21 protein-coding genes and 1 other RNA gene are annotated in these 22,865 nt (G+C 47.9%); 12 read left to right on the top strand and 10 right to left on the bottom strand.

The genetic code is table 11. The annotated features are described in order from the left end of the window. Positions 1-139: 139 nt before the first annotated feature. Positions 140-1,294, bottom strand: a complete 1,155-nt coding sequence (locus GEV47_RS05485; protein ID WP_153233645.1) for an ABC transporter substrate-binding protein — start codon at positions 1,292-1,294, stop codon at positions 140-142. A gap of 605 nt (positions 1,295-1,899) precedes the next feature. On the opposite strand from GEV47_RS05485, the gene GEV47_RS05480 reads away from it, so the two are divergent. Further along, positions 1,900-4,002: an ATP-binding protein gene (locus GEV47_RS05480; protein ID WP_194270573.1), complete on the top strand. Its 2,103-nt coding sequence runs from the start codon at positions 1,900-1,902 to the stop codon at positions 4,000-4,002. Positions 4,003-4,114: 112 nt separating this feature from the next. On the opposite strand, the gene GEV47_RS05475 is transcribed toward GEV47_RS05480, so the two are convergent. Together GEV47_RS05475 and GEV47_RS05470 are read right to left on the bottom strand one after the other, a co-directional pair. Then, positions 4,115-5,230: an alkene reductase gene (locus GEV47_RS05475; protein WP_153233643.1), complete on the bottom strand. Its 1,116-nt coding sequence runs from the start codon at positions 5,228-5,230 to the stop codon at positions 4,115-4,117. A gap of 151 nt (positions 5,231-5,381) precedes the next feature. Further along, a complete protein-coding gene (locus tag GEV47_RS05470; RefSeq protein ID WP_153233642.1) occupies positions 5,382-5,978 on the bottom strand; it encodes a TetR/AcrR family transcriptional regulator in 597 nt (198 codons plus the stop codon). 426 nt (positions 5,979-6,404) lie between these two features. On the opposite strand from GEV47_RS05470, the gene GEV47_RS05465 reads away from it, so the two are divergent. The 9 genes from GEV47_RS05465 (at position 6,405) to ssrS (ending at position 15,420) form a co-directional block, all read left to right on the top strand. After that, positions 6,405-8,042, top strand: coding sequence for an OFA family MFS transporter (locus GEV47_RS05465; RefSeq protein WP_153233641.1), 1,638 nt, complete (start codon positions 6,405-6,407; stop codon positions 8,040-8,042). A 215-nt stretch (positions 8,043-8,257) separates the two neighbouring features. After that, entirely contained in the window at positions 8,258-8,740 is a 483-nt protein-coding gene (locus GEV47_RS05460) for a formate dehydrogenase subunit gamma (RefSeq protein WP_322741565.1), read from the top strand. Beyond that, positions 8,737-10,272 (top strand): formate dehydrogenase beta subunit, encoded by a 1,536-nt coding sequence (locus GEV47_RS05455; protein WP_153233640.1) that lies wholly within the window; start codon positions 8,737-8,739, stop codon positions 10,270-10,272. The genes GEV47_RS05460 and GEV47_RS05455 overlap by 4 nt, the downstream gene beginning before the upstream one ends. Positions 10,273-10,316: 44 nt before the next feature. Beyond that, complete coding sequence (fdhF, locus tag GEV47_RS05450; RefSeq protein ID WP_153233639.1) at positions 10,317-13,178, top strand: formate dehydrogenase subunit alpha; 2,862 nt, start codon at positions 10,317-10,319, stop codon at positions 13,176-13,178. Between the two features lie 18 nt (positions 13,179-13,196). Beyond that, positions 13,197-14,039, top strand: a complete 843-nt coding sequence (fdhD, locus tag GEV47_RS05445; RefSeq protein ID WP_153233638.1) for a formate dehydrogenase accessory sulfurtransferase FdhD — start codon at positions 13,197-13,199, stop codon at positions 14,037-14,039. Positions 14,040-14,103: 64 nt separating this feature from the next. Further along, positions 14,104-14,328: a formate dehydrogenase subunit delta gene (locus GEV47_RS05440; protein ID WP_153233637.1), complete on the top strand. Its 225-nt coding sequence runs from the start codon at positions 14,104-14,106 to the stop codon at positions 14,326-14,328. Positions 14,329-14,588: 260 nt separating this feature from the next. After that, the gene (locus GEV47_RS05435) at positions 14,589-14,855 is read left to right on the top strand and encodes a DUF904 domain-containing protein (protein WP_228124569.1); all 267 of its coding nucleotides are present in this window, start codon (positions 14,589-14,591) and stop codon (positions 14,853-14,855) included. Then, entirely contained in the window at positions 14,852-15,163 is a 312-nt protein-coding gene (locus GEV47_RS05430; protein WP_153233636.1) for a cell division protein ZapA, read from the top strand. The genes GEV47_RS05435 and GEV47_RS05430 overlap by 4 nt, the downstream gene beginning before the upstream one ends. Before the next feature lie 77 nt (positions 15,164-15,240). Then, a non-coding RNA gene (gene ssrS / locus GEV47_RS05425) (6S RNA) lies at positions 15,241-15,420 on the top strand. Positions 15,421-15,477: 57 nt separating this feature from the next. Here ssrS and GEV47_RS19485 read toward each other — a convergent pair. Then, positions 15,478-15,729 (bottom strand): DUF6356 family protein, encoded by a 252-nt coding sequence (locus GEV47_RS19485; protein WP_228124568.1) that lies wholly within the window; start codon positions 15,727-15,729, stop codon positions 15,478-15,480. Between the two features lie 138 nt (positions 15,730-15,867). Between GEV47_RS19485 and GEV47_RS05420 the strand changes: the two genes are divergently transcribed. Then, on the top strand, positions 15,868-16,326 hold the full coding sequence (locus GEV47_RS05420; protein ID WP_153233635.1) for an EVE domain-containing protein: 459 nt from the start codon (positions 15,868-15,870) through the stop codon (positions 16,324-16,326). Between the two features lie 50 nt (positions 16,327-16,376). Here the strand turns inward: GEV47_RS05420 and lgt are convergent, their stop codons facing one another. The 3 genes from lgt to GEV47_RS05405 all read right to left on the bottom strand — a co-directional run bounded on the left by lgt (position 16,377) and on the right by GEV47_RS05405 (position 18,411). Beyond that, entirely contained in the window at positions 16,377-17,195 is an 819-nt protein-coding gene (gene lgt, locus GEV47_RS05415) for a prolipoprotein diacylglyceryl transferase (protein ID WP_153233634.1), read from the bottom strand. Then, positions 17,189-18,103: a LysR substrate-binding domain-containing protein gene (locus GEV47_RS05410; protein WP_153233633.1), complete on the bottom strand. Its 915-nt coding sequence runs from the start codon at positions 18,101-18,103 to the stop codon at positions 17,189-17,191. Before GEV47_RS05410 ends, lgt begins: the two co-directional genes overlap by 7 nt. Positions 18,104-18,171: 68 nt before the next feature. Next, positions 18,172-18,411 carry a TIGR04438 family Trp-rich protein gene (locus GEV47_RS05405; RefSeq protein WP_153233632.1) on the bottom strand — a complete coding sequence of 80 codons (240 nt, stop codon included), beginning with the start codon at positions 18,409-18,411 and terminating at the stop codon, positions 18,172-18,174. A 240-nt stretch (positions 18,412-18,651) separates the two neighbouring features. Here GEV47_RS05405 and GEV47_RS05400 point away from each other — a divergent pair, with 240 nt between their 5' ends. Then, positions 18,652-18,933, top strand: coding sequence for a c-type cytochrome (locus GEV47_RS05400; RefSeq protein WP_153233808.1), 282 nt, complete (start codon positions 18,652-18,654; stop codon positions 18,931-18,933). A gap of 86 nt (positions 18,934-19,019) precedes the next feature. Here the strand turns inward: GEV47_RS05400 and GEV47_RS05395 are convergent, their stop codons facing one another. The 3 genes from GEV47_RS05395 to GEV47_RS05385 all read right to left on the bottom strand — a co-directional run bounded on the left by GEV47_RS05395 (position 19,020) and on the right by GEV47_RS05385 (position 22,680). After that, positions 19,020-20,168, bottom strand: coding sequence for a branched-chain amino acid ABC transporter substrate-binding protein (locus GEV47_RS05395; RefSeq protein WP_228124567.1), 1,149 nt, complete (start codon positions 20,166-20,168; stop codon positions 19,020-19,022). 122 nt (positions 20,169-20,290) lie between these two features. Beyond that, entirely contained in the window at positions 20,291-21,439 is a 1,149-nt protein-coding gene (locus GEV47_RS05390) for a branched-chain amino acid ABC transporter substrate-binding protein (RefSeq protein ID WP_153233631.1), read from the bottom strand. Between the two features lie 92 nt (positions 21,440-21,531). Continuing rightward, on the bottom strand, positions 21,532-22,680 hold the full coding sequence (locus tag GEV47_RS05385; protein WP_153233630.1) for a branched-chain amino acid ABC transporter substrate-binding protein: 1,149 nt from the start codon (positions 22,678-22,680) through the stop codon (positions 21,532-21,534). Between the last annotated feature and the right edge of the window lie 185 nt (positions 22,681-22,865).

Raw genomic sequence — 22,865 nt, 5'->3', positions numbered from 1 at the left:
TTGTTGTCGCTAGTTTGAAATGGTCGTTACTCTGCTGCTTCAAGGCTTAGATATAACTACTCGTATCGTAGTACATCATCTGTACTCAATCGTTTATCTATTTCCTCTCTCCCAAATAAAGGAGAGAGGAAAATAACACTTAATTCAAAAATTTCGCATCTTTTGTAATCATCGTCATTTCTACGAATTTCGAGCCGCTGTGATTCGTCGGCGAAAAATTGATGTCAAAGCCACCGGTATCGTAGTTATGTATGTTGATGGTCTCTAATGCTTTCACTAGTTTTTCACGCGTCAAATCCTTGCCTGCACGACGTAATCCTTCAACGAATATTTTGGCCGCCAAAAATCCTTCCAGGCTGGTGAAATTAGGATTTTTAATACCGGTTTTTGTTAGTAGTTTGTTGTATTCGCCGACCACCGGCACCGATGAAGTCCAAGGGAAGGGAACAACTTGAGAGATGACAATACCCACCCCATCTTTGCCTAATGTATCAGCCAGTGGTTGGCTACCAACAAATGAAACGTTATAGAACTGACCGGTATAGCCGGCTTTGCGCATGGCTTTAATATAGGCGGCCGAAGAAGCGTATGCGCTGATTTCAATCACGGCATCAGGTCGTTTCGGCAGTATGGTGGAAACTGCTTTAGCGACGTCGAGGCTATTGCGTTCAACGGTGGCAGTCTCTACCATTTGCACATTCATTTGTTTGAGGGCACGTTGCACGCCTTCCAATCCAGCTTTGCCATAAGCATCATTTTGATAAAAAACGGCGATATTTTTGATACCGGTATTCACCAGTTTTTCGACCAAATGGCCGGTCTCATCAAAATAGCTGGCGCGAATATTAAACACTTCGCGATTTAACGGTTCGCGCAAACTTTGTGCGCCGGTGAATGGCGCAAAAAAAGGTACTTTCGCCTGTGTAAAAATAGGCAATGCGGCATTGCTGGTCGGTGTGCCGACGTAGCCGAACAGGGCGAAAACATTATCTTTTTCAATGAATTGTTTTGTATTTGCGGCAGCCAGATCAGGCTCGTATTTGTCGTCGGCTGTGACGATTTCGATGCGACGCCCATAGACTCCACCTTGCGCATTAATTTCGTCAAAGTAGGCTTTTGCGCCTGCGTGCATCTCTATTCCTAATTGGGCAGCAGGTCCAGAAAATGCGGCAGATTGGCCTAACACGATTTTTTGGTCGGTAATCCCGTTTTCAGCAAAGCTGGCTGACCACGGAGTACATATTCCTAGTAATACAGGAAGGACGAAAGTGAGGGCATGTTGACGGAGGCGCATAAAATCGATTTTCTTTAATGTTGATCAAGAGTGAAAACATCAGCTGAGACATTCTTCTTAGCCATAAAGTGAATGAGTGAGACACAATATTTCCATCAAGCATCTTATCAGTTTGTGCTTCATTAAATGACAGTTCATTGAGGTTGGAACTAATATTTTTATGGCTGATGGAAGGTTTTTTTGATTGTTTCAGCGAACCGCGGCCGAGCTAATAAAAGGAAGATATTGAGGGAGCTAATATGGTTTAAATGTTAAATATGCAATACTCTGTTTGAGGTTTAGATTTTTTGCGATACACAATAGAGCGCAACGTTCTCATAGACTTGGTTTGACGCATAAATTTAATATGCATCGCCATTCGTGTTGGCAAAATTCTTTTGACGTAACGTGTTGGTGTAAATGGTATGCGAGCTTTTGCTATTTGCCTGTGGTGTGTTGGATTATTGATTTGCGTTTGTGGCGCAAATGTTAATGCAAGTGAATCAAGCGCCATATCGTGCGACGATAAGCGATCAGTAAAGGAAATAGTTGATATTTCATATACAGATCAATCGGCATTCGTAAAACACCTCAATGATTTTCGCGCATTGCAAGATACAGTGGGAATGGCTTTAGGGACGCGAGAAATTCCAGATTCACAAGGCCCCGAATGGGAATCCTATCGTAAAGAGGCCTATTTTCTCATTTGCATTATTTTACTGTTGCTGGCGTTTCTTCCATGGAATGCCTATTTATGGCACCAGATCGGTCGACGTAAAATCGTGGAACGCGCATTAAGTGATCAGCTCGAATTTATGCGAGTCTTAATTGATGACACGCCGCATCCTATTTATGTACGCGATATAAACGCGCGTTTGATTAGTTGCAATCGTAGTTATCTGGCTGTTTTCGATGCAACCTTGGCGCAAATGCTAGGTAAAACGTTGGTGGAGTCCGGCGTGTTTGATGCCGCGACTGCAGATCAATTTCAGAAGAAATTTGGTGGGGCCCTGGTCCATGGTTCGCCTGTCATTTCTGAAGGTGAGTTTATAGTCAATGGCCGTAGTTATACGATTTCATATTGGCACTGTCCATATCGTGACTCCTTAGGAAACGTTATGGGAATTATTGGCGGTTGGGTTGATATCACCGAATTGCACTTAGCCAAAGAACAGGCTGATGAGGCCAGTCGCGCAAAAAGTACTTTTTTGGCGACCATGAGCCATGAAATCCGCACTCCCATGAGCGCGATTATCGGCATGTTGGAGCTCATTCTGAAACGCTCTGAGCAAGGACATTGGGAGCGCAGTTCAATTGAAGTTGCCTACGATTCCGCACAGACTCTGCTGGAATTGATTGGCGGTATTTTAGATATCGCAAAAATTGAATCAGGAAAATTCGAATTGGCGCTACATCGGGCGGATTTACGTCAACTGGTGGAGTCTGTGACACGCTTATTCGACGGACTGGCAAGGCAAAAGGGCTTGCGTCTGCGAGTGTTCATCGATCCGGAGATAGTCCGAGATGTTTTGATTGATTCCGTTCGTTTTAATCAAGTACTGTCAAATTTGATTAGCAACGCCATCAAATTTACCAGCAAAGGACAAGTTACTATCAAACTCAGCGGAGCGATTGAAAGCGATAACAAGAGCAAGGAATTACTCCATGTTACGTTGAGCGTTGAAGATACGGGGCAGGGGATTAGTCTCGCCGATCAGCGCAAATTGTTTGCGCCATTTTCTCAAATTCACACTGCAGAAAATAACCAGAATGGCGGCACTGGTTTGGGTTTGATGATTAGCCGTAAGCTAGTTGAATTGATGGGCGGGACATTGCTGCTCAAGAGTGAAGTGAATCTGGGCACCGAAATTCATGTTAATTTGACTTTGTTGACACTGGAAAGCATTACAGAAAAAATCATTGAAGTAGCGCCACAAAACGTAAGTGAACAATTAGCTTTACGCGTACTAGTGGTCGATGATAATCGCCCAAACAGACTGGTCCTGCGGCAGCAATTGATTTTTCTTGGGCATTTGGTCAGTGAAGCCGAAAATGGGGAAGAAGCTTTGTTGCGGTGGAACTCAGAAACTTTTGATTTAATTATTACCGATTGCAATATGCCGGTCATGAATGGCTATTTATTGGCGCAACAGATTCGACAGCGTGAGCAAGAACAAGGGCTTATTCCTTGTCTTATCGTTGGCCTTACCGCAAACGCGCTGCCAGAAGAACTACAGCACTGCCAGGATGCCGGGATGAATGACTGTTTGTTTAAACCGATTTTGCTACACGATTTGCATCGCTGTTTAATTAAATCTCAGGCGTTGGCAAAGAACGCAGGTATGCCACCGGATAAAGAACGTGTATCTGCACTACCTCAAAACCATACAGAAATTTCTTTTGATCCAGACGCACTTAACACATTGACCGGCGGTGACCAGCAGCTGGTGAAAAGTCTGATGGCAGAGTTACGCATTTCCAATCGTAACGATATGTTGGCGATAGCAGATGCTTTGCGAATCGGGAATTGGCAACGCATTTCTGAACTGGCACACAAAGTGAGGGGAACTGCAACACTGATCCGAGCAGATGTCTTGTCACGGCTTTGCCTGGATTTGGAGTTATGCCATATACCGCCAGTGGAAGGGAAGCAGATTGGTGAGAAAGTGGCTGCATTGTCGTGTGAAGTTTTGCGGGTTGATGCTTACTTGAGCAGTGCATCACGATGATATTTTGTAGGGTTTGCGTAAATCTACGTGCTTCTACACGATGGCTTGCGCAATTCGTATCAGATCGTATCCAACAACGAATGCGCAAGCACGGGAGCACTGGAAGTGTCGCTTATGCCTGGTCTAATGCCGGGTAATCGGTATAGCCATGCTCGCCGACGCCACCGTACAGCGGTGCATCTTCAAACGGTGTATTTAGCGGCCGGTTGTGCTGCAGGCGATACACCAGATCCGGATTGGTAATGAAGGCACGGCCGAAGGCAACCAGATCGGCATGACCGCTGGCGATGGCTTCACGCGCCATGATGCGGTCGTAACCGTTGTTCACCAGCCATGCGCCGTCAAAGCGCTGATGCAGCGCCTCGTAGTCAAACGGCGCGTTATCGCGCGGGCCGCCAGTGTGGCCTTCGACCACGTGTAGATAGGCCAGGCCAAACTGGTTGAGCTGTTCCACCAGATAGTTGAACAATGGTTGCGGCTGGCTTTCGCTGGAATCGTTGACCGGCGATACCGGGGAGAGACGCACACCGACCCGACCACCGCCGATTTCAGCGGTAGTGGCTGCCACTACTTCGAGCAGCAGGCGACTGCGATTCTCAATGCTGCCGCCGTAGATGTCGCTCCGGTGATTCGAGCCGTCGCGCAGGAAGCTGTCGAGCAGATAGCCGTGCGCACCGTGGATTTCAATGCCGTCGAAACCGGCTTCTATGGCGCGTCGCGCCGTTTGGCGGAAATCATTTACTACGCCGGGAATATCGTCCAAAGCCAATTCGCGCGGCACCGAAGTGTCGACAAAACCTTCACCGAGCACAAAGGTCTTGGCTTCGGCGCGGATGGCGGACGGCGCTACCGGTGCTTCACGGTTGGGCTGGAAAGAGACATGCGACATACGGCCGGTATGCCAGATTTGCACCACGATACGACCACCTTTTTCATGCACGGCATCGGTGATTTTTTTCCAGGCGGCGACTTGTTCCGGCGTATGCAGGCCGGGTGTATTGGCATAACCTTGAGCCTGTGCCGATACTTGGGTCGCTTCGGTAACAATCAACCCCGCCGTTGCGCGCTGAGCGTAATACTTCAGGTTCAGTTCATTGGGTACGTTGCCTTCGCCGGCGCGATTACGCGTCAGGGGGGCCATCACAATTCGGTTGGACACTTCTATGTCACCGATGCGGGCCGGTTGAAACAGGCTGTTTTCGGTACGGGTTTCTGGTGTGCGGCTCATATATATTCCTTTGTGAATAAATCGCGTTTAAGCGAGTGGTGGTTTGACTTGTTATTAAAAAACCAAACTGCATTACAGAACAATAAATGACCGGTCGTCTCGAATTCTTTTTTAAAAAATGGATTCAATTCCTTGTCTGGCTTCTGTAACGTTACGGCAGAAAAAAATGATCAAACATCATGTCGACGCAGGCATGCACCGGTGCCGTCGAGCGTTCGATTTTCATGCGCAGCAGAGCACCTTCCCAAGCATTCCAGAAAAAATCGGTCAGCTGCTCCGCGCTCAGATCGGTGCGCACCGAACCATCGGCCTGGGCTTTGCGCAGATAGCTGGCGAAGCGCTTGCGCCAGCCGCCAACTACTTCTTGCAGGGTGAGACGGCAGAGCTCGCTGGATTCCGACATTTCGGCAGCAAAATTGCCTAGTAGACAGCCCGCTTTCACTTCGTACTGTTCGTGGTAGTTGATGATGCGTTCGTAGGTGTAGCGTAGCGCGGCTAGCGGTTGCTCCGGACCCTCGGCAAAATACGCCGACCATTTGTCTGCGAAGCCGGTGGCGTAGAACGAGATGACCTCGGCACCGAAGTCTTCTTTACTCTTGAAATAGTTGTAAAACGAACCCTTGGGTACACCAGTGGCATCGACGATTTCCTTGATGCCGGTACCGTTATAGCCTTGCTCCGCAAACAGTCTGAGACCGGTTTCGAGCAGGGTTTCGCGGGTGTCGTTGATCGTGTTGGCTTTATTCATTTCGCTATTATATGACCAGTCGTCTTAAATTGCTTGGCAGCGCGAATAATAACTCATTGCTATTTTATTATTAATTTATTATCATTTTTATCGTTCCCCCCAAAATCTTCTCGAAAAGCTGCGGAATGCGCTTTCGCTACAACTCGTTTAGTGTGGGAATTCCGCCCATAAGCATCCGCATATTTAATTTGTAGCGGCAGGTAAGCGCCGACTGCATTGTTGATGTCATTTAAAAGGAACTGCAAAACCGATTCAAGCGGATGGTTTTGGCATTACGTATGAAGTAAGTCGGAAGGCAGTGTGCTTATCCGTGACTATTTTTTACGTAAGTCCTATCCATAAAAAATACTGTACAAAAATGCATTTCCCCGTAGAAATATATGCAACTTTGTACATATAATAAGAATTTTTATATCGGGGAAAGCAATGGGGTTTTTAGAAAAAGAACGCACCATCGCAGGTGCGGGTTTTAATCGCTGGCTAGTACCGCCAGCGGCGCTTGCAATTCACTTGTGTATTGGTATGGCCTATGGATTTTCGGTGTTTTGGTTGCCGTTGTCGAAAGCGATAGGAATTAAAGATAGCGTTGCATGCGCCAAAGACTTGGGATTTTTTGAACAGATTTTTGCTACCAACTGTGACTGGAAAATTTCCATGTTGGGTTGGATGTTCACCATGTTTTTTGTGATACTTGGTATCTCAGCAGCCATCTGGGGAGGTTGGTTAGAGCGTGCTGGCCCGCGTAAAGCAGGCGTGGTTGCTGCACTGTGCTGGTGTGGCGGCCTGTTGATTTCAGCCGTCGGTGTGTATCTCCATCAAATTTGGTTGATGTGGCTAGGTTCTGGTGTGATCGGTGGTGTCGGTTTGGGCTTGGGTTATATCTCGCCGGTGTCGACTTTGATTAAATGGTTTCCGGATAAGCGTGGTATGGCGACAGGCATGGCCATCATGGGTTTTGGTGGTGGCGCATTGATCGGCAGCCCATTGGCTGATCTGTTGATGAAGCATTTCGCAACGCCAAGTTCGGTCGGTGTCTGGCAAACTTTTGTCGTCATGGCCGTGATTTATTTTGTTTTTATGATGGCAGGTGCTTTCGGTTATCGGATTCCACCAACCGGCTGGAAACCAAAGGGTTGGACAGCACCCGCAACGGTCAGCAATGCCATGATTACGCAACAACATGTGCATGTCAGTAAAGTGTGGGGTATCCCTCAATTCTGGTTGGTGTGGTTAGTGCTGTGTTTGAACGTGTCGGCAGGTATCGGTGTGATCGGTATGGCATCGCCGATGTTGCAAGAAATGTTTGGTGGTCATTTATTGGGTGTAGCGACTAAGTTTACGGACTTGTCGATTGAGCAAAAAAGTGCGATTGCTGCGATTGCCGCTGGTTTTACCGGTTTGATCAGTTTGTTCAACATTGGCGGTCGTTTTGTGTGGGCGTCGTGCTCCGATTACATCGGACGCAAGATGACTTATGTGGTGTTTTTCGTTCTCGGTTTTGTGATGTTCGTCAGTCTGCCATGGAGTGGGGCAATTGGTAATATCGCTTTGTTTGTGGCGGCAGTCTGCGTGATTTTGTCTATGTACGGCGGCGGTTTTGCTACGGTTCCGGCGTATTTGGCGGATTTGTTTGGCACGCAAATGGTGGGGGCGATTCACGGCCGTTTGTTGACTGCATGGGCAACTGCCGGGATTCTCGGCCCTGTAGTGGTCAACTACATGCGCGAATATCAATTGTCGCTTGGTATGCCAAGAGAATCAGTTTATAACACGACGATGTACATTCTGGCCAGTATGCTGGTGCTGGGTTTGATTTGCAATTTATTGATACGCCCGGTCGCTGCCAAGTATTTCATGACGCCGGACGAATTGGCACATGAGAAGCAATTGGCGCATGAAAGAGCCGCAAAAGATGGTACAGCTGTACTGAGTCAGGCAGAGATGGATAAAATCGGTAATGGTGGTCATCCGGCGTTGTTGTTCTTTGCCTGGGCTGCAGTGATTATCCCGTTAATCTGGGGCGTCACCATTACGCTGGAAAAAGCAGCAGTATTGTTTAAGTAGAAGAGTAGTAGGATGGGTGGAGCATAGCGACACCCATCATTATGAAGAGTTGGATAGGGTGGGAACGGTATTTTGCGCCTCCCCTAATCTGAATGAATTCTGCATAAGTTTTATAAAATAAAGCGGTATAGGAGATTGTTGTGACTGCAGTGACAGATAAAGAAGCGACGAAAGAAGCGACGAAGACATTTGCATTAAATTTCGTGAAGCCAGCAATCGAAACGGTTTCTTCCGCAGCGGTTCTTGCGCAAGTCGCGGCCATCGTCAGCGCGCACAAAACCATGCCCGGCGCGATGCTGCCGATTTTGCATCAGATACAGGATGCGGTTGGTTATATTCCATCGGATGCAGTGCCACTGATTGCTGATCAGTTGAATCTGTCACGCGCTGAAGTGCATGGTGTGATCAGTTTTTATCATCATTTTCGTCAACAACCGGCAGGCAAGCATGTCGTGCAAATTTGTCGCGCAGAAGCTTGCCAGGCTGTAGGTTCGGAGAAGCTGGCAGAGCATGCGAAATTAGCCCTGGGCTGCGACTTTCATAACACCACCAGTGATGGACAATTTACTTTAGAGCCGGTGTATTGCTTAGGGCAATGCGCTTGCGGCCCTAACATCATGATAGATGATGACTTATACGCACGTGTTAGTGCAGACAAATTTAATCGCTTAGTAGCGGCCAAACGAGGTGTCGAATGAGCACTACTTATACTGTTTATGTTCCACGCGACTCGACTGCGATCGCGCTTGGCGCCAATCAGGTTGCTGCAGCCATTATCGAACAAGCCGAGCAACGCGGCATTGCGGTCAATCTAATCCGTAATGGTTCGCGCGGAATGTTTTGGCTAGAGCCATTGGTTGAAGTCGTGACCGCCCAAGGTCGCATAGGCTACGGGCCGATAGAGCCAGAAGATGTAGTCGGATTATTTGACGCTGACTTTCTGAACGGTGGCAAGCATGCGTTAGCCATCGGTTTGGTTGACCAGATCCCTTATCTGCAAAAACAAGAACGCTTGACCTTTGCCCGTGTCGGTATCACTGATCCTGTATCGCTGGATGACTATCTGGCGCACGAAGGTTATCAGGGCTTGCAACGTGCTTTGGCCATGTCGCCAGAAAATGTGGTGCAAGAAGTACTCGACTCGGGTTTGCGTGGCCGTGGCGGTGCAGCTTTTCCGACTGGGATTAAATGGAAAACGGTCGCGCATACTCCGGCTACGCAAAAATACATAGTTTGCAACGCCGACGAAGGCGATTCCGGGACTTTTTCCGATCGCATGGTGATGGAAGATGATCCTTTCATGCTGATCGAAGGTATGACAATTGCAGCCTTGGCAGTCGGTGCGACGCAAGGTTATATCTACGTTCGCTCTGAATATCCGCACGCAATTGCCGCTTTAAATGAGGCTATTGCTATTGCCAATGCACGACATTATCTCGGTGAAAATCTGCTTGATTCCGGCACTTCCTTCCATCTGGAAGTGCGTAAGGGTGCCGGCTCTTATGTCTGCGGCGAAGAAACCGCTTTGCTAGAAAGCCTGGAAGGAAAGCGCGGCATTGTTCGCGCTAAACCGCCGTTGCCAGCGATTGAGGGTTTATTCGGCAAACCAACCGTCATCAACAATGTGATCTCGTTGGCTTCGGTGCCGATTATTTTGGCACGTGGCGCAGCGTTTTATAAGAATTACGGTATCGGTCGTTCGTACGGTACATTGCCGATGCAATTGGCGGGCAACATTAAACACGGTGGCTTGGTAGAGAAGGCTTTCGGTGTAACGCTACGCGAATTGTTGTTTGATTTTGGTGGCGGTACGGCCAGTGGTCGGGCGATACGGGCGGTGCAAGTTGGCGGCCCGTTAGGTCCGTATTTACCTGATTCTTTATTTGACACCAAAATTGACTATGAAAGTTTCGCCGCTGTCGGCGGCACGGTCGGACATGGCGGTATCGTGGTGTTTGACGACAGTGTAGATATGGCCGCGCAAGCACGCTATGCGATGGAATTTTGCGCGGTTGAGTCGTGTGGGAAATGCACGCCATGCCGCATAGGTTCAACCCGTGGCGTGGAAGTGATCGATAAAATCGTTGCCGATCAAGATAAAGCACCCCACATCGCGTTGCTGCGTGATTTGTGCGACACGATGATCAATGGTTCGTTATGTGCTATGGGGAATATGACACCACTGCCAGTTTTATCAGCGTTGGATCACTTCCCTGAAGACTTCGCATAATTGTGGACAAAAAACGATCAGCTTACGCGTTGGAGAAATAAAATATGAACCAATTAAACGATCTGGATTATGGCACGCCAGAAAAGCATTCTGAGCAAAGCGTCACGCTGGAAATCGATGGCATATCAGTGCAAGTGCCTGCCGGCACATCGGTGATGCGGGCAGCAGTTGATGCTGGCATTAACGTACCAAAATTATGTGCGACCGACAGCCTGGAACCGTTTGGCTCTTGCCGTTTGTGTTTAGTAGAAATCGACGGTAAGCGTGGTTATCCGGCATCCTGTACCACGCCATGTGAAGCTGGTATGAAGGTGCGTACGCAAACACCAAAACTGGCGGATATTCGCCGTGGCGTGATGGAATTGTATATCTCTGATCATCCGCTCGATTGTCTGACTTGCCCGACAAACGGTAATTGCGAATTGCAAGATATGGCTGGCGTGGTTGGTTTGCGCGAGGTGCGTTATGGCTACGAAGGTGACAACCATCTGAAAATGAAAAAGGATGAATCCAATCCTTACTTCACTTACGATCCATCCAAGTGCATCGTCTGCAATCGTTGCGTCCGCGCCTGCGAAGAAACGCAAGGGACTTTTGCACTGACAATAGATGGCCGTGGTTTTGAGTCGCGCGTCTCGGCTGGGCAGTTGGATAGTTTCATGGAATCAGAATGCGTTTCTTGCGGTGCTTGTGTACAAGCCTGCCCGACGGCGACCTTGACCGAAAAATCGGTGATCATGTTGGGGCAAGCCGAGCACAGTGCGATTACGACATGTGCATATTGCGGAGTCGGTTGTTCATTCAAAGCCGAGATGAAGGGTAACGAAGTAGTGCGCATGGTGCCGCATAAAGATGGTCAGGCTAACCATGGACATTCTTGCGTCAAAGGTCGTTTTGCATGGGGTTACGCCACGCATAAAGACCGCATTACCAAGCCTATGATACGCAGTAAAATCACTGATCCCTGGCGTGAAGTTTCGTGGGATGAAGCGTTGACTTACGCTGCAAGCGAGTTCCGTCGGATTCAGGCCAAACATGGCAAGGACTCAATCGGCGGTATTACTTCATCACGCTGTACCAATGAAGAAACCTATCTGGTGCAAAAATTAGTCCGCGCCGCATTTGGCAATAACAACGTCGACACTTGCGCCCGGGTTTGCCATTCACCGACTGGTTATGGACTGAAACAAACTTTAGGCGAATCAGCTGGAACCCAGACTTTTGACTCAGTGATGAAATCCGATGTGATCATGATCATCGGTGCCAACCCTGCATCTGCACATCCGGTGTTTGCTTCACAAATGAAGCGGAGATTACGTCAGGGTGCAAAGTTGATAGTGATCGATCCGCGTACCACCGAGATGGTCAAGTCGCCGCACGTGGAAGCTGATTATCACTTGAAACTGCGCCCCGGCACTAACGTTGCGTTGATCACTGCAATGGCCCATGTGATTTTGTCGGAAGGTTTGCACGATGAGACTTTTGTCGCCGAGCGTTGCGATACGCAATCGTTCGCTGACTGGAAAGAATTCGTATTACGTGCGGATAATTCGCCAGAAGCCATGGCTGAAATCACTGGTGTCTCCGCCGAAGAATGCCGCGGCGCCGCACGCTTGTTTGCCAGCAGCGGCAATGGTGCGATTTATTACGGCTTGGGCGTGACTGAACATGCACAGGGCTCGACAATGGTAATCGGCATCGCCAATCTTGCTATGGCAACTGGCAATGTCGGGCGCGAGGGTGTGGGCGTTAATCCATTGCGTGGGCAGAACAATGTGCAAGGTTCGTGTGATATGGGTTCCTTCCCGCATGAATTGCCGGGTTATCGTCATGTTTCGGATACCACGGTCAGAACGCAATTTGAGCAAGCATGGAACGTGACACTCAGTCCAGAACCAGGATTGCGCATTCCGAATATGTTCGATGCTGCGCTCGACGGGAGTTTCATGGGTTTGTATTGCGAAGGTGAGGACATAGTTCAATCTGACCCAAATACGCAACACGTGATCGCCGCGATGACAGCAATGGAATGCATAGTGGTGCAGGATTTATTCTTGAACGAAACCGCAAAATATGCGCACGTGTTCTTGCCGGGTTCATCGTTCCTGGAAAAAGATGGCACCTTCACCAACGCTGAGCGTCGTATTTCACGCGTTCGCAAAGTGATGCCTGCTAAAGCCGGGAAATCGGATTGGGAAGTGACCGTAGCACTGGCTAACGCTTTGGGTTATCCGATGGACTACCAACATCCATCAGAAATCATGGATGAAATCGCTGCATTGACACCCACTTTCCACGGCGTCAGTTATGCCAAGCTGGATCAGGTTGGCAGTTTGCAATGGCCATGCAATGACGCAGCGCCAGAAGGTACGCCAATTATGCATATAGGTGAATTTGTGCGTGGCAAAGGAAAATTCATCAACACCCAATATTTCGCTACTTCTGAAAAAGTAACGCGTAAGTACCCACTGATTTTGACCACAGGCAGAATCCTGTCGCAATACAACGTCGGCGCTCAGACAAGGCGCACCGAAAACGTTGCGTGGCATAGTGAAGATCGTTTGGAAATCCATCCCCATGATGCTGAAGACCGCGGCATCAAGGAAAATGATTGGGTCGGGATTGCCTCGCGTGCCGGTGAAACTGTGTTGCGGGCGACGGTGACAGAGAAGGTGCAACCGGGCGTGGTGTACACCACTTTCCATTTCCCTGAATCGGGCGCCAACGTGATTACTACCGATAATTCGGATTGGGCAACCAATTGCCCTGAATATAAAGTCACTGCGGTGCAAGTGATGCCTGTGCCCGCTCATGAACAATCATCGGCATGGCAAAAAGATTTCAATCGCGTGCATGAAGAGCAAACACGGTTGCTGCAGGAAGCGGATACGTTAGTGACAAAGTAAGAACTGAGTGAGGTTGCGATGAGTGCGTCTATGGATACGGATGATGTTGATTTTTCTACTGTGGCGACAGTCACTGTAGAGAAATGGCGTGAAAGCGTCTCAATCAAAGAACAAGATGTCGTGGCGGAGGAAGTCGCAATAGCCTTGGAATACAACGGCATTTCCCATGCTGTGATGATGGCTTCACCAGCTGATCTGGAAGATTTTGCGTTAGGTTTTTCGCTAACTGAAGGCATCTTGACTGATCCGAGTGAATTGTTCGATTGTGAGGTCGTCGCTGTGCCTGACGGCATACAAGTGCAGATGCAGATTGCAACAGAGCGCTTTATTGCATTGAAAGAAAAGCGTCGAAATCTGACAGGTCGTACCGGATGCGGTTTATGCGGGGCTGAAACATTGGCGCAAGCTATACGTAAGCCGTTGCCGGTCAATTCCAGTGCGAAGTTTAGTGTCGCGACCGTGTACGCAGCGATTGCCAGCATGCAGCAACAACAGCAATTGCAGCAACAAACTGGCGCTACGCATGCGGCTGCATGGCTGAATAAAAATGGCGAGATTTTGCTGGTGCGGGAAGATGTGGGACGGCACAATGCGTTGGATAAATTGATCGGCGCTTTGGCCGCGAGGAATGAAGGCAAGGAAGATTTAAGTTGCGGCGCGGTCATCATCACTAGCCGCGCCAGCTATGAAATGGTACAAAAAGCAGCCAGCATGGGGATAGGTTTTATTGCTGCTATTTCTGCGCCGACGGCCCTGGCGATCAGATTGGCGCAGCAGGCTGACGTTACTTTGTTGGGATTTGTTCGTACGCACTCAAGGTCGCATGTGGTGTATACGCATGAGCGGCGCATAATCAGCTAAATTGGATAGCCGGCAAAACTGTCCCAATCGCGTTACTCCTACTAAACCGAAAATTATTATCATCATGAATCAACGTCACTTAATCACCATGGCAAATCAAATCGCAGTTTTTTTTGAAACCATGCCAGACAGAAGGCAAGCGTTGAATGATTTTGCTTTGCATATCAAGCGCTCCTGGGAGCCACGGATGCGGCGTGAATTGCTGGAATATGTGGAAAAAGAAGGCGGCACTGATTTGAATGAAACTGCCAGAGAGGGTATTCGCCTGCATGCCGATGTGATCCGTTAATGCGTTAATTAAGTAAGGTCGCATAAGTATTTATACATTGTTGCCTCCGCCTTGCCATACAGTCGTACTGTCTGCGCCGAAGCGCCTAGTCTAAATACTTATGCAGCCTTACTTAGACAGTAATCTGATTTGCTTATCAGTGTTAAAACCGCAATAAATTAACCGAAACCTCAGTTGCTTATAGTCTTATATGCTGCATTGCATAAAACTATTTATAGTATCTATTGACGTGAAATCATCTGCACCACTATAGTGATGGGATGATTTCAGAATTCCACCAATTATCCGAAAAAATTCGCCTGCTGGCAGAATTGACGCAATCCTTACGATTAGAAAATAAGGAACTGCGCAAGAATGTCGCCGCGCTTACTCTTCAAAATACGGACTTGACGCGTCGTATTAATACGGCGCATCAGCGCGTTTCAACATTACTCAATAAAATCCCGGCACCGCCACAGGATGATCATGATCTGGTGCAGAATCATGGCAGTGAGCATGACGATGCACATGATGAGGAAATCATATGACACAGATAAGCGTCAATATCATGGGGCAGGCTTATACCTTGGCGTGTAAAGAGGGCGAAGAAACTGCTTTACGGCAGGCGGTCGCTTATCTGGACGGCAAAATGTGCAGCATACGCGACGGTGGAAAAGTGCGGGGCAACGATCGTATTGCTGTCATGGCAGCTCTGGGAATGGCGGCAGAAATGCTGTCTGCAAGGGCACCTGACGGTCCAATGTCTGGTTTGACAATGGCAGAAGTGAAACAAGAAATTACAACTATGCATGAAGCGCTGGACAAGGCATTGGGGCCGCAAGAGGCATTGTTTTAATAATTGATAGTACTGTACTTCGATTACATTTTTATTCGTCAAAGTGTTTGACATGAGAAGTGGTTGGAGTAAACTTGGCGCTCCTGCCTTGTTCGCCATTGCTAAAATTCCTTGAACCATTTTTACGCAGCGGTTACGGAACATCGTTTGATGGGCGTGATCGTCGCTAGTCCGATGAACCCGAAATTGAACTAACTGTAGCCAACTTGAACCTCCTTGGTTCAGGATGCCGGCAAAGCGGCATAGGCGGGACTTAATACTGACGCGGTTGCATTTTCAAAGATGCAGCCGCTTTTTTATGCTCGTAAGGTATTTCAAGAGTTTTTCTTTTGCGTTAGATTCTGGTGTTTTGTTTTACACCGATTTGTCACCATCCGGTCATATAATCGGGTGATAGTTTTGCTGCCTGTGGATGTGCACAGAAAAGGAAATACGGCATGAATTAAGCATGCCAATGCTGCGATTAGCAATGGCAACGCGAATGACAGTGATGTCGCCATATGCTGCAGATAGGTCTCATCAACTGACGCCGGGTGCTGTGTAAATGGACGTAATAGTGTTTTCATAAAACAGATCGTAAAACTAGTTATGTAGAATAGATTTCTATAATTCAGTCAAAAAATGTTACTTTTTAGAAATTTTTTCTATGTAATCGAAGCTGCCTGTAAAAACTAATCTAATTTTCATTTTGCGATAGGATTAACATGCAATATTGGCTCATGAAATCCGAACCCGCAGATGCCAGCATCGATGATGTGTTGGCGTTGCCTAAGCAAACCATCGCCTGGTACGGTGTCCGTAATTACCAGGCGCGTAATTTCATGCGTGATGTAATGCGAGTCGGTGATGGCGTACTGTTTTATCACTCCAGTTGCGCCGAACCGGGGATTGCCGGTATCGCAGAAGTCGCCAGCACTGCATATCCAGACGATACGCAGTTTGACCCAAACAGCAAATATTTTGATCCCAAAGCAACCCAAGAGACGCCGCGTTGGGTGATGGTTGACGTGCGCGCACTTAAAAAGACGCGCTTGCTGAGTCTGGCGGAAATACGCAGTTTGCCGGCATTGGCAGAGATGCGCATTTTGCAAAAAGGGAATCGCTTGTCGATTACGCCGGTCAGCGCAGTCGAATGGAAATGTTTGATGGGTTTGTTGAAGTGATCAACATCGGCAGCCACAATTTTTGTAGCTGCCGATTTCATGATGACGTACTACGTCCTTTTGACAGTCTGCTCAGATTGCGGCGTTCGATAAGCAATCACCAGCAAAATAATTCCCAGAATAATCATCGGTATCGATAACATCTGCCCGGCTGAAATCGTGATGCCTGCAAAGGTGACGTTGTAATCGGGAACGCGGAAGTACTCTGTGAAGAAACGGGCGCAACCATACAGCAGCGAAAACAAGCCAGCCACTGCCATGCGTGGGCGCGGTTTGCGAGAGAAAATCCAGAGAATGATAAACACTAAAATGCCATCGACCAGCATTTGATAAATCGGCGATGGATGGCGCGGTAAGTTATCAACATTCGGCCAGATCATCGCCCACGGCAACGAAGGGTCGGCAACACGACCAGGTAATTCGGCATTGATGAAGTTACCCAAACGGCCAGCAGCATACCCAAGCGGGACCATCGGTGCGATCATATCCATAATGTCCATTAGCTTGCGACCGTGTTTGCGACCCCACCACCACATTGCAAGCATCACGCCGAGGAAGCCACCATGAAATGACATGCCGCCATTCCACACGGCGATGATTTGGGATGGATTGGTAAAGTAATAGACGGGGTCGTAAAAAAATACTTGCCCTAAGCGCCCGCCAATGACGACACCTAATACGCCATAAAACAGCATGTCATCAAGATCTTCTTTTTTCCAGCCTTGAGCGGCAATATGCGGTTGCTTGATGCGGATGCGTCCAACGTAAATGAATTGGATGAACGCCAGTAAATACATCAGACCATACCAACGGACGTGGAGTGGGCCTATGGATAGGGCGATAGGGTCAGGCATGGGGTGAATCAGCATAGGTTCTTTCTCAATTGCACTAGTTCTAAAAATGCTTGCAACACTGGCGACGCATTGTCTTTACGCCAGGCCAAACCGGTTTCGACCGATGGCGTGGTTTCTTTCAATTCCCGATAGGTGACACCGGGGCGTTTTAAATTCGACACCGATTGTGGCACAAGCGCGCATCCCATACCAGCGGACACCAGGCCTACGATGGTTTGCATCTGGATTGCCTCTTGCCCGACATGCGGCGTCACACCGGCATTACGGAAACAAGACAGTATCGTATCGTGTAAACCAGGTGAAATACGACGCGGAAAGATGATGAGTGGTAAATCGCTCAAGGAGTTCAAACTTATTTTATTTTTTGCATCGTCGGGATCGCCTAAAACATGGTCGGCAGGCACAGCCAAGACTAAAGGCTCCGATAATATGGCTTGATAATTTAATATGAGTCTGGCTTTGTCTGAGAGCGGAGGAATCAGTAATCCGGCATCAATTTGATCCTGCATCAATTGCTCTAACTGAACATCGCTGGTGGCTTCTTTAAGTTCTATTTGTACCTGTGGATAGGCGGTACGAAACTCGCGCAACAGAGACGGCAGAATGCTGTAGTCGGCGGTCGATACAAATGCCAGCGTCAACAAGCCAGATTTTCCGGAAGCGGCGCGCTGCACCAAATCGGGAAGCATTTCAGCCTGTTGCAGCATACGGCGTGCCTCAGGCAGTAGCGCCAGTCCAGCAGGAGCCAACGCCACGCTGCGATTGGTGCGGATAAATAGTGGAGTGCCCAGCAGGGCCTCAAGCGCTTGTATGGTTTGCGATAACGGCGGTTGGGTCATGTGCAAGCGTAATGCAGCGCGACCAAAATGCATTTCTTCAGCAACTGCAACGAAGTAGCGTAGCTGGCGTAATTCTATATTCATATGATATCCATATTAATTATGGCTAAATCATATGCTTAAATAAGGTTGACGCACAATCAACGTGAACCTTATTTTCGTCTTGAGCGTCCAGGCCCTTCGAAAGTTTTTTTAACCCGGTCTAAGCGAGACTTTTCCATGGCTTCATGCGCTCGCTTTTTATCCAGGCCTAGCAAGCGTTCTATAAATTCAAACCAAATGAAAGCAACCGCCATCAAGCCGGAGATCCACCACCAGGAAATAGTGCCTAATGGTCCAAATTCGGTTAGTTTCATGACAACTAACAATACAATGATGATGATGAGCGGCATTACGTTTCCTTGACTAAATTTCACTGATTCGTAGCATATGTTGATTTATGGCAATGGTCAATAATCCGCAAGGTCCGATTGATATATGTACTTATATGTGCGATTCTTGATGACTACTGATGTTGGGTGAATATGAGACATTGGCGACCGTTAAGTACAATGCAAGCAGTTTTAACGAAAGGATGAAGAATGATGAAATTTGCAACACGTAGTTTGTTAGTCTGTGCGACTTTCGGTGTTATGGCATCAGTCTCGACACTGAGTTACGCAGATGCCGGTCTTGATTTGGCTAAAGCCAAAAATTGTCTGGCTTGCCACTCCGTGAAGACTAAGATTGTTGGCCCTGCGTATATCGATGTCGCCAAAAAATTTGCAGGTCAAAAGGGTGCGGAAGATATGTTGGTAGACAAAGTGCTGAAGGGTAGCACCGGAACATGGGGCGCCATCCCTATGCCTGCCAACGCCCAAGTGACACCGGCAGAAGCGCACATTTTGGTTAAGTGGATTCTGTCGCAGAAGTAATCGTAAGTATTCTCAAAACAGATCTTGTAAGAATAAAAAAAGCGCCCCACACCAAGGGCGCTTTTTTTACGTGTTGTGCAGTATTCTTACTTGGTGACCACTTCGATCTGAGTGCGTGTACCAGCTTTGAAAGTATACAAAGTCAGCGCAGCATTTTTCATATCGCCTTTGGCATCGAATGAGACCGTGCCAGTCACGCCTTTGTGATTGATTTTCGCGAGGAACGGCAAATACACTTTTGGATCAGTGGATTTGGCCTGTTTCATTGCATCTGCCAATGTCATCGTTGCATCGTAACTATATGGTGCGTAAATGACTACGTCATGGCCGTAGCGCTTCTTGAACGCCGTATTGAAATCGTCCATCGCTTTTTTACCGGACGGTGCTACGCCACCGGCTACAGCGCACACGACCTGGTCGTCGATCAGGCCATCGCCTGACAATTTAGGTAGCTCAGTAGTGCAAATTGCATCGCCGCCCATCAATTTAGCCTTGATACCCAGTTGTTTCATTTGGCGCAGCATAGGGCCAGCGCCGGCATCCAAACCACCGAAGAAAATCACATCAGGTTTCTTGGCTTTAATTTGCGTCAGGATGGCATTGAAGTCAGTTGCCTTGTCATTGGTGTACTGGGTTGAAACGATGTTGGCGCCGGCCTTTTTTGCACCTTTTGTGAATTCTTCCGCCAAACCTTGGCCGTAAGCGGTACGGTCATCAATCACAGCAATATTTTTTGCGTGCAGTGTTTTCACCGCATAGCTACCCAACGTGCCACCCAATTGACCGTCATTGGCCACTACACGGAAGGCAGTGTTAAAGCCTTGTTGGGTGTATTTCGGATTAGTCGCGCCAGGTGAAATTTGGGGAATGCCGGCATCGTAATAAATTTTGGAAGCAGGAATTGTTGTACCCGATTGCAGGTGACCAACGACACCGCTGACTTTTTTATCAACGAGCTTTTGCGCAACGGTAGTCGCTTGTTTTGGATCGCCAGCGTCATCTTCTGACTGCATGACGAATGTAATTTTTTTACCGCCGATGGTCGTACCTTCGGCATTCAATTCTTCAATCGCCATCCTGACGCCATTTTCCGTGTCTTTACCAATATGCGCGATTCCGCCAGTCAATGGACCAACGGTGGCAATAGTGACGGTTTGTTCTTGTGCAAAAGCAGCGCCAGAAAATGCCAACGTCGCTGCGATGGCGAGTGACATGGTATTGAATTTACTTTTCATAAATTTCCTCCTAAGGAATTTTGTTACGAATATATGTTACTTAATTACAAGAGAAACGTTAAAACGTGTGCCCAACATTGTAGTAGACAATGGACGGGCGTTCCACGTTGTTGTATAGCATGTTATTTGGTCACATTCAGCACCACACGTTGACCACTTCTAAAGGTGTAAATAGTGATAGCGCCGTTTTTAATATCACCGTGGGCATCAAATGCGATGTCGCCAGTGATGCCATGATGCGTAATTTTTGCCAATACCGGTAGATATTTTTTTGGATCGGCCGAATTCGCTTTTTGCATCGCATCGGCGATCGTCATTACTGCGTCGTAGGTGTACGGCGCATATTGTTTGATCTCACTGTTGTAACGGGTTTTATAAGCAGCTTCAAAGGCACCTAATTTTTTCTCCGCAGATTTTTCTACACCGCCGGCCTCGGCACACACCACCATGTTATCGATCAAACCGTCACTCGCCAGCTGTGGCAGTTGGTTGGTACAGATAGCATCACCGCCCATCAATTTCGTTTTGATGCCGAGTAATTTCATTTGATGCAGCATGGGACCCGCGCTGGCATCGATGCCACCAAAAAATATCAGGTCAGGTTTCTTGCTTTTCACCGTTGTCAAAATGGCGTTGAAATCGGTCGCTTTGTCGCTGGTGTACTGTGCTGTGACAATATTGATACCGGCAGCTTTCGCGCTTTTAGTGAATTCGTCGGCCAAACCTTGGCCGTAGGCAGTGCGATCATCAATGACAGCAACATTTTTGGCATGCAAAGTGTTCGCTGCATAACGCCCTAAAGTGTTACCTAGCTGCCCATCATTGGCAACCACACGGAAAGTTGTATTGAAACCTTGCTGTGTATATTTGCGACTGGTGGCCGATGGGGATATCTGTGGAATGCCGGCGTCGTAATAAATTTTCGAAGCAGGAATCGACGTACCGGATTGCAGATGGCCGATTACTGCCTGCACTTTGGCGTCGACTAATTTCTGTGCCACAGCTGTCGCCAATTTGGGATCACTGCCATCATCTTCAGATTGCAGTACAAACTTCACTTTTTTGCCAGCTAGCGTGATGCCTTTGGCATTCAACTCATCAATCGCCATTCTGGCGCCGTTTTCATTATCTTTGCCCATATGCGCTACAGGGCCAGTCAGTGGCCCGACTTCACCAATTTTGACGATTTGTTCCTGGGCACGCGCCATGGTCATGGTGCCAGCGAGCGCAACGGCCGCTGTGAAAGGAAGCAATTGGGCTTTCATTTGCATAGTGTTCTCTGGGGGGATTTGGTGCAGGTATTTTACATTACCATTACGGTAAACCCTCTCCCGCAGGCGGGAGAGGGGGAGTTCACGGCTAGTTATTTAGTAACAGCCAATTGCGTCCGTTTTCCATCTTTGTAAGTGTAAATCGTCAATGTGCCGTCTTTGATATCACCTTTAGGATCAAACGCAATGTGGCCAGTGACGCCATCGTGTTGGATCTTGGCTAGCTCAGGTAAATATTTTTTAGGATCGGCTGATTTGGCTTTTTGCATCGCATCGGCCATCGTCATTACGGCATCGTAGGAATACGCTGCGTAGAGTTTGATGTCGGTACCATATTTTTTCAAATAAGCAGCTTTGAAGGCATCCATTTTCTTTTTGCCAGAATCTTCAACACCGCCCGCTTCTGCACAAATCACTTGATCGTCAATCAAGCCATCACCAGCAAGTTTGCCCAAGTCAGTAGTACATAAACCATCGCCGCCCATGAATTTAGCTTTGATGCCAAGTTGCTTCATCTGACGCAACATAGGGCCGCCAACAGCATCCATGCCGCCAAAGAAAATCACATCAGGATTCTTGCCCTTGATGGACGTCAGAATCGCATTGAAATCGGTCGCTTTATCATTGGTGAATTGCGACGCCACAATGTTAACACCGGCCGCTTTGGCGCCTTTGGCGAATTCACTTGCGACACCTTGTCCATAAGCGGTACGGTCATCAATCACCGCGACATTTTTAGCTTTTAATGTGGTTGCCGCATATTTCCCCAATGTGCCGCCAAGCTGTCCGTCATTGGCAACTACGCGGAACACGCTATTAAAGCCTTGCTGTGTGTATTTTGGGTTGGTTGAGGCTGGGGAGATTTGTGGGATACCGGCATCGTAATAAATTTTCGACGCAGGAATGGTGGTACCGGAATTTAAGTGACCGATGACACCATTGACATGCGCATCCACCAATTTTTGTGCGACGGCAGTACCTTGTTTAGGATCGGATGCATCATCTTCACCTAGCAATTCGAACTTCGCTTTTTTACCGTCGAGCATGATGCCCTTGGTATTCAGTTCTTCGATCGCCATTTTGGCGCCGTTTTCCATATCCTTGCCCAAGTGAGCGGATGGGCCTGTGAGCGGGCCAACATGGCCAATTTTGACGATCTCTTCTTGTTGCGCAAAGGCGCTACCTGAAAATGCAAAAGTGATTGCGCTCGCTACTAAAATCATTTTGAACTTCGACTGCATGGACTTTCCTCCTAAGGATTTACTGCTAAAAATAAAGACATCAAATAGAGAGTTGCCCGGTAAAAAATAAAGTTACCGAACACTGTTTGTTGTGTTTCATCTATGTGACCTGACAAAAGTTACAACAAGTACTGCAGTTCTCCAAGCAATTTCCTTAAAGAGATATTCATTCCTGACTTTAAATT

The organism is Glaciimonas soli (assembly GCF_009497155.1).
In the GTDB taxonomy this organism is placed as follows: domain Bacteria; phylum Pseudomonadota; class Gammaproteobacteria; order Burkholderiales; family Burkholderiaceae_D; genus Glaciimonas; species Glaciimonas soli.
Note: the sequence above shows the minus strand (reverse complement) of the source record. Positions and strands in the feature narration are given on the sequence as shown.

Bases quoted from the DNA above. Each gene is read 5' to 3' on its own strand.
- GEV47_RS05485 (WP_153233645.1), bottom strand. From the start codon at position 1,294: ATGCGCCTCCGTCAACATGCCCTCACTTTCGTCCTTCCTGTATTACTA.
- GEV47_RS05395 (WP_228124567.1), bottom strand. From the start codon at position 20,168: ATGAAAAGTAAATTCAATACCATGTCACTCGCCATCGCAGCGACGTTG.
- GEV47_RS05455 (WP_153233640.1), top strand. From the start codon at position 8,737: ATGAGCACTACTTATACTGTTTATGTTCCACGCGACTCGACTGCGATC.
- GEV47_RS05420 (WP_153233635.1), top strand. From the start codon at position 15,868: ATGCAATATTGGCTCATGAAATCCGAACCCGCAGATGCCAGCATCGAT.
- fdhF (WP_153233639.1), top strand. From the start codon at position 10,317: ATGAACCAATTAAACGATCTGGATTATGGCACGCCAGAAAAGCATTCT.
- lgt (WP_153233634.1), bottom strand. From the start codon at position 17,195: ATGCTGATTCACCCCATGCCTGACCCTATCGCCCTATCCATAGGCCCA.
- GEV47_RS05400 (WP_153233808.1), top strand. From the start codon at position 18,652: ATGGCATCAGTCTCGACACTGAGTTACGCAGATGCCGGTCTTGATTTG.
- GEV47_RS05480 (WP_194270573.1), top strand. From the start codon at position 1,900: ATGGCTTTAGGGACGCGAGAAATTCCAGATTCACAAGGCCCCGAATGG.
- GEV47_RS05470 (WP_153233642.1), bottom strand. From the start codon at position 5,978: ATGAATAAAGCCAACACGATCAACGACACCCGCGAAACCCTGCTCGAA.
- GEV47_RS05385 (WP_153233630.1), bottom strand. From the start codon at position 22,680: ATGCAGTCGAAGTTCAAAATGATTTTAGTAGCGAGCGCAATCACTTTT.
- GEV47_RS05405 (WP_153233632.1), bottom strand. From the start codon at position 18,411: ATGCCGCTCATCATCATCATTGTATTGTTAGTTGTCATGAAACTAACC.
- GEV47_RS05465 (WP_153233641.1), top strand. From the start codon at position 6,405: ATGGGGTTTTTAGAAAAAGAACGCACCATCGCAGGTGCGGGTTTTAAT.
- GEV47_RS05435 (WP_228124569.1), top strand. From the start codon at position 14,589: ATGATTTCAGAATTCCACCAATTATCCGAAAAAATTCGCCTGCTGGCA.
- GEV47_RS05430 (WP_153233636.1), top strand. From the start codon at position 14,852: ATGACACAGATAAGCGTCAATATCATGGGGCAGGCTTATACCTTGGCG.
- GEV47_RS05440 (WP_153233637.1), top strand. From the start codon at position 14,104: ATGAATCAACGTCACTTAATCACCATGGCAAATCAAATCGCAGTTTTT.
- GEV47_RS05410 (WP_153233633.1), bottom strand. From the start codon at position 18,103: ATGAATATAGAATTACGCCAGCTACGCTACTTCGTTGCAGTTGCTGAA.
- GEV47_RS05475 (WP_153233643.1), bottom strand. From the start codon at position 5,230: ATGAGCCGCACACCAGAAACCCGTACCGAAAACAGCCTGTTTCAACCG.
- GEV47_RS05390 (WP_153233631.1), bottom strand. From the start codon at position 21,439: ATGCAAATGAAAGCCCAATTGCTTCCTTTCACAGCGGCCGTTGCGCTC.
- GEV47_RS19485 (WP_228124568.1), bottom strand. From the start codon at position 15,729: ATGAAAACACTATTACGTCCATTTACACAGCACCCGGCGTCAGTTGAT.
- fdhD (WP_153233638.1), top strand. From the start codon at position 13,197: ATGAGTGCGTCTATGGATACGGATGATGTTGATTTTTCTACTGTGGCG.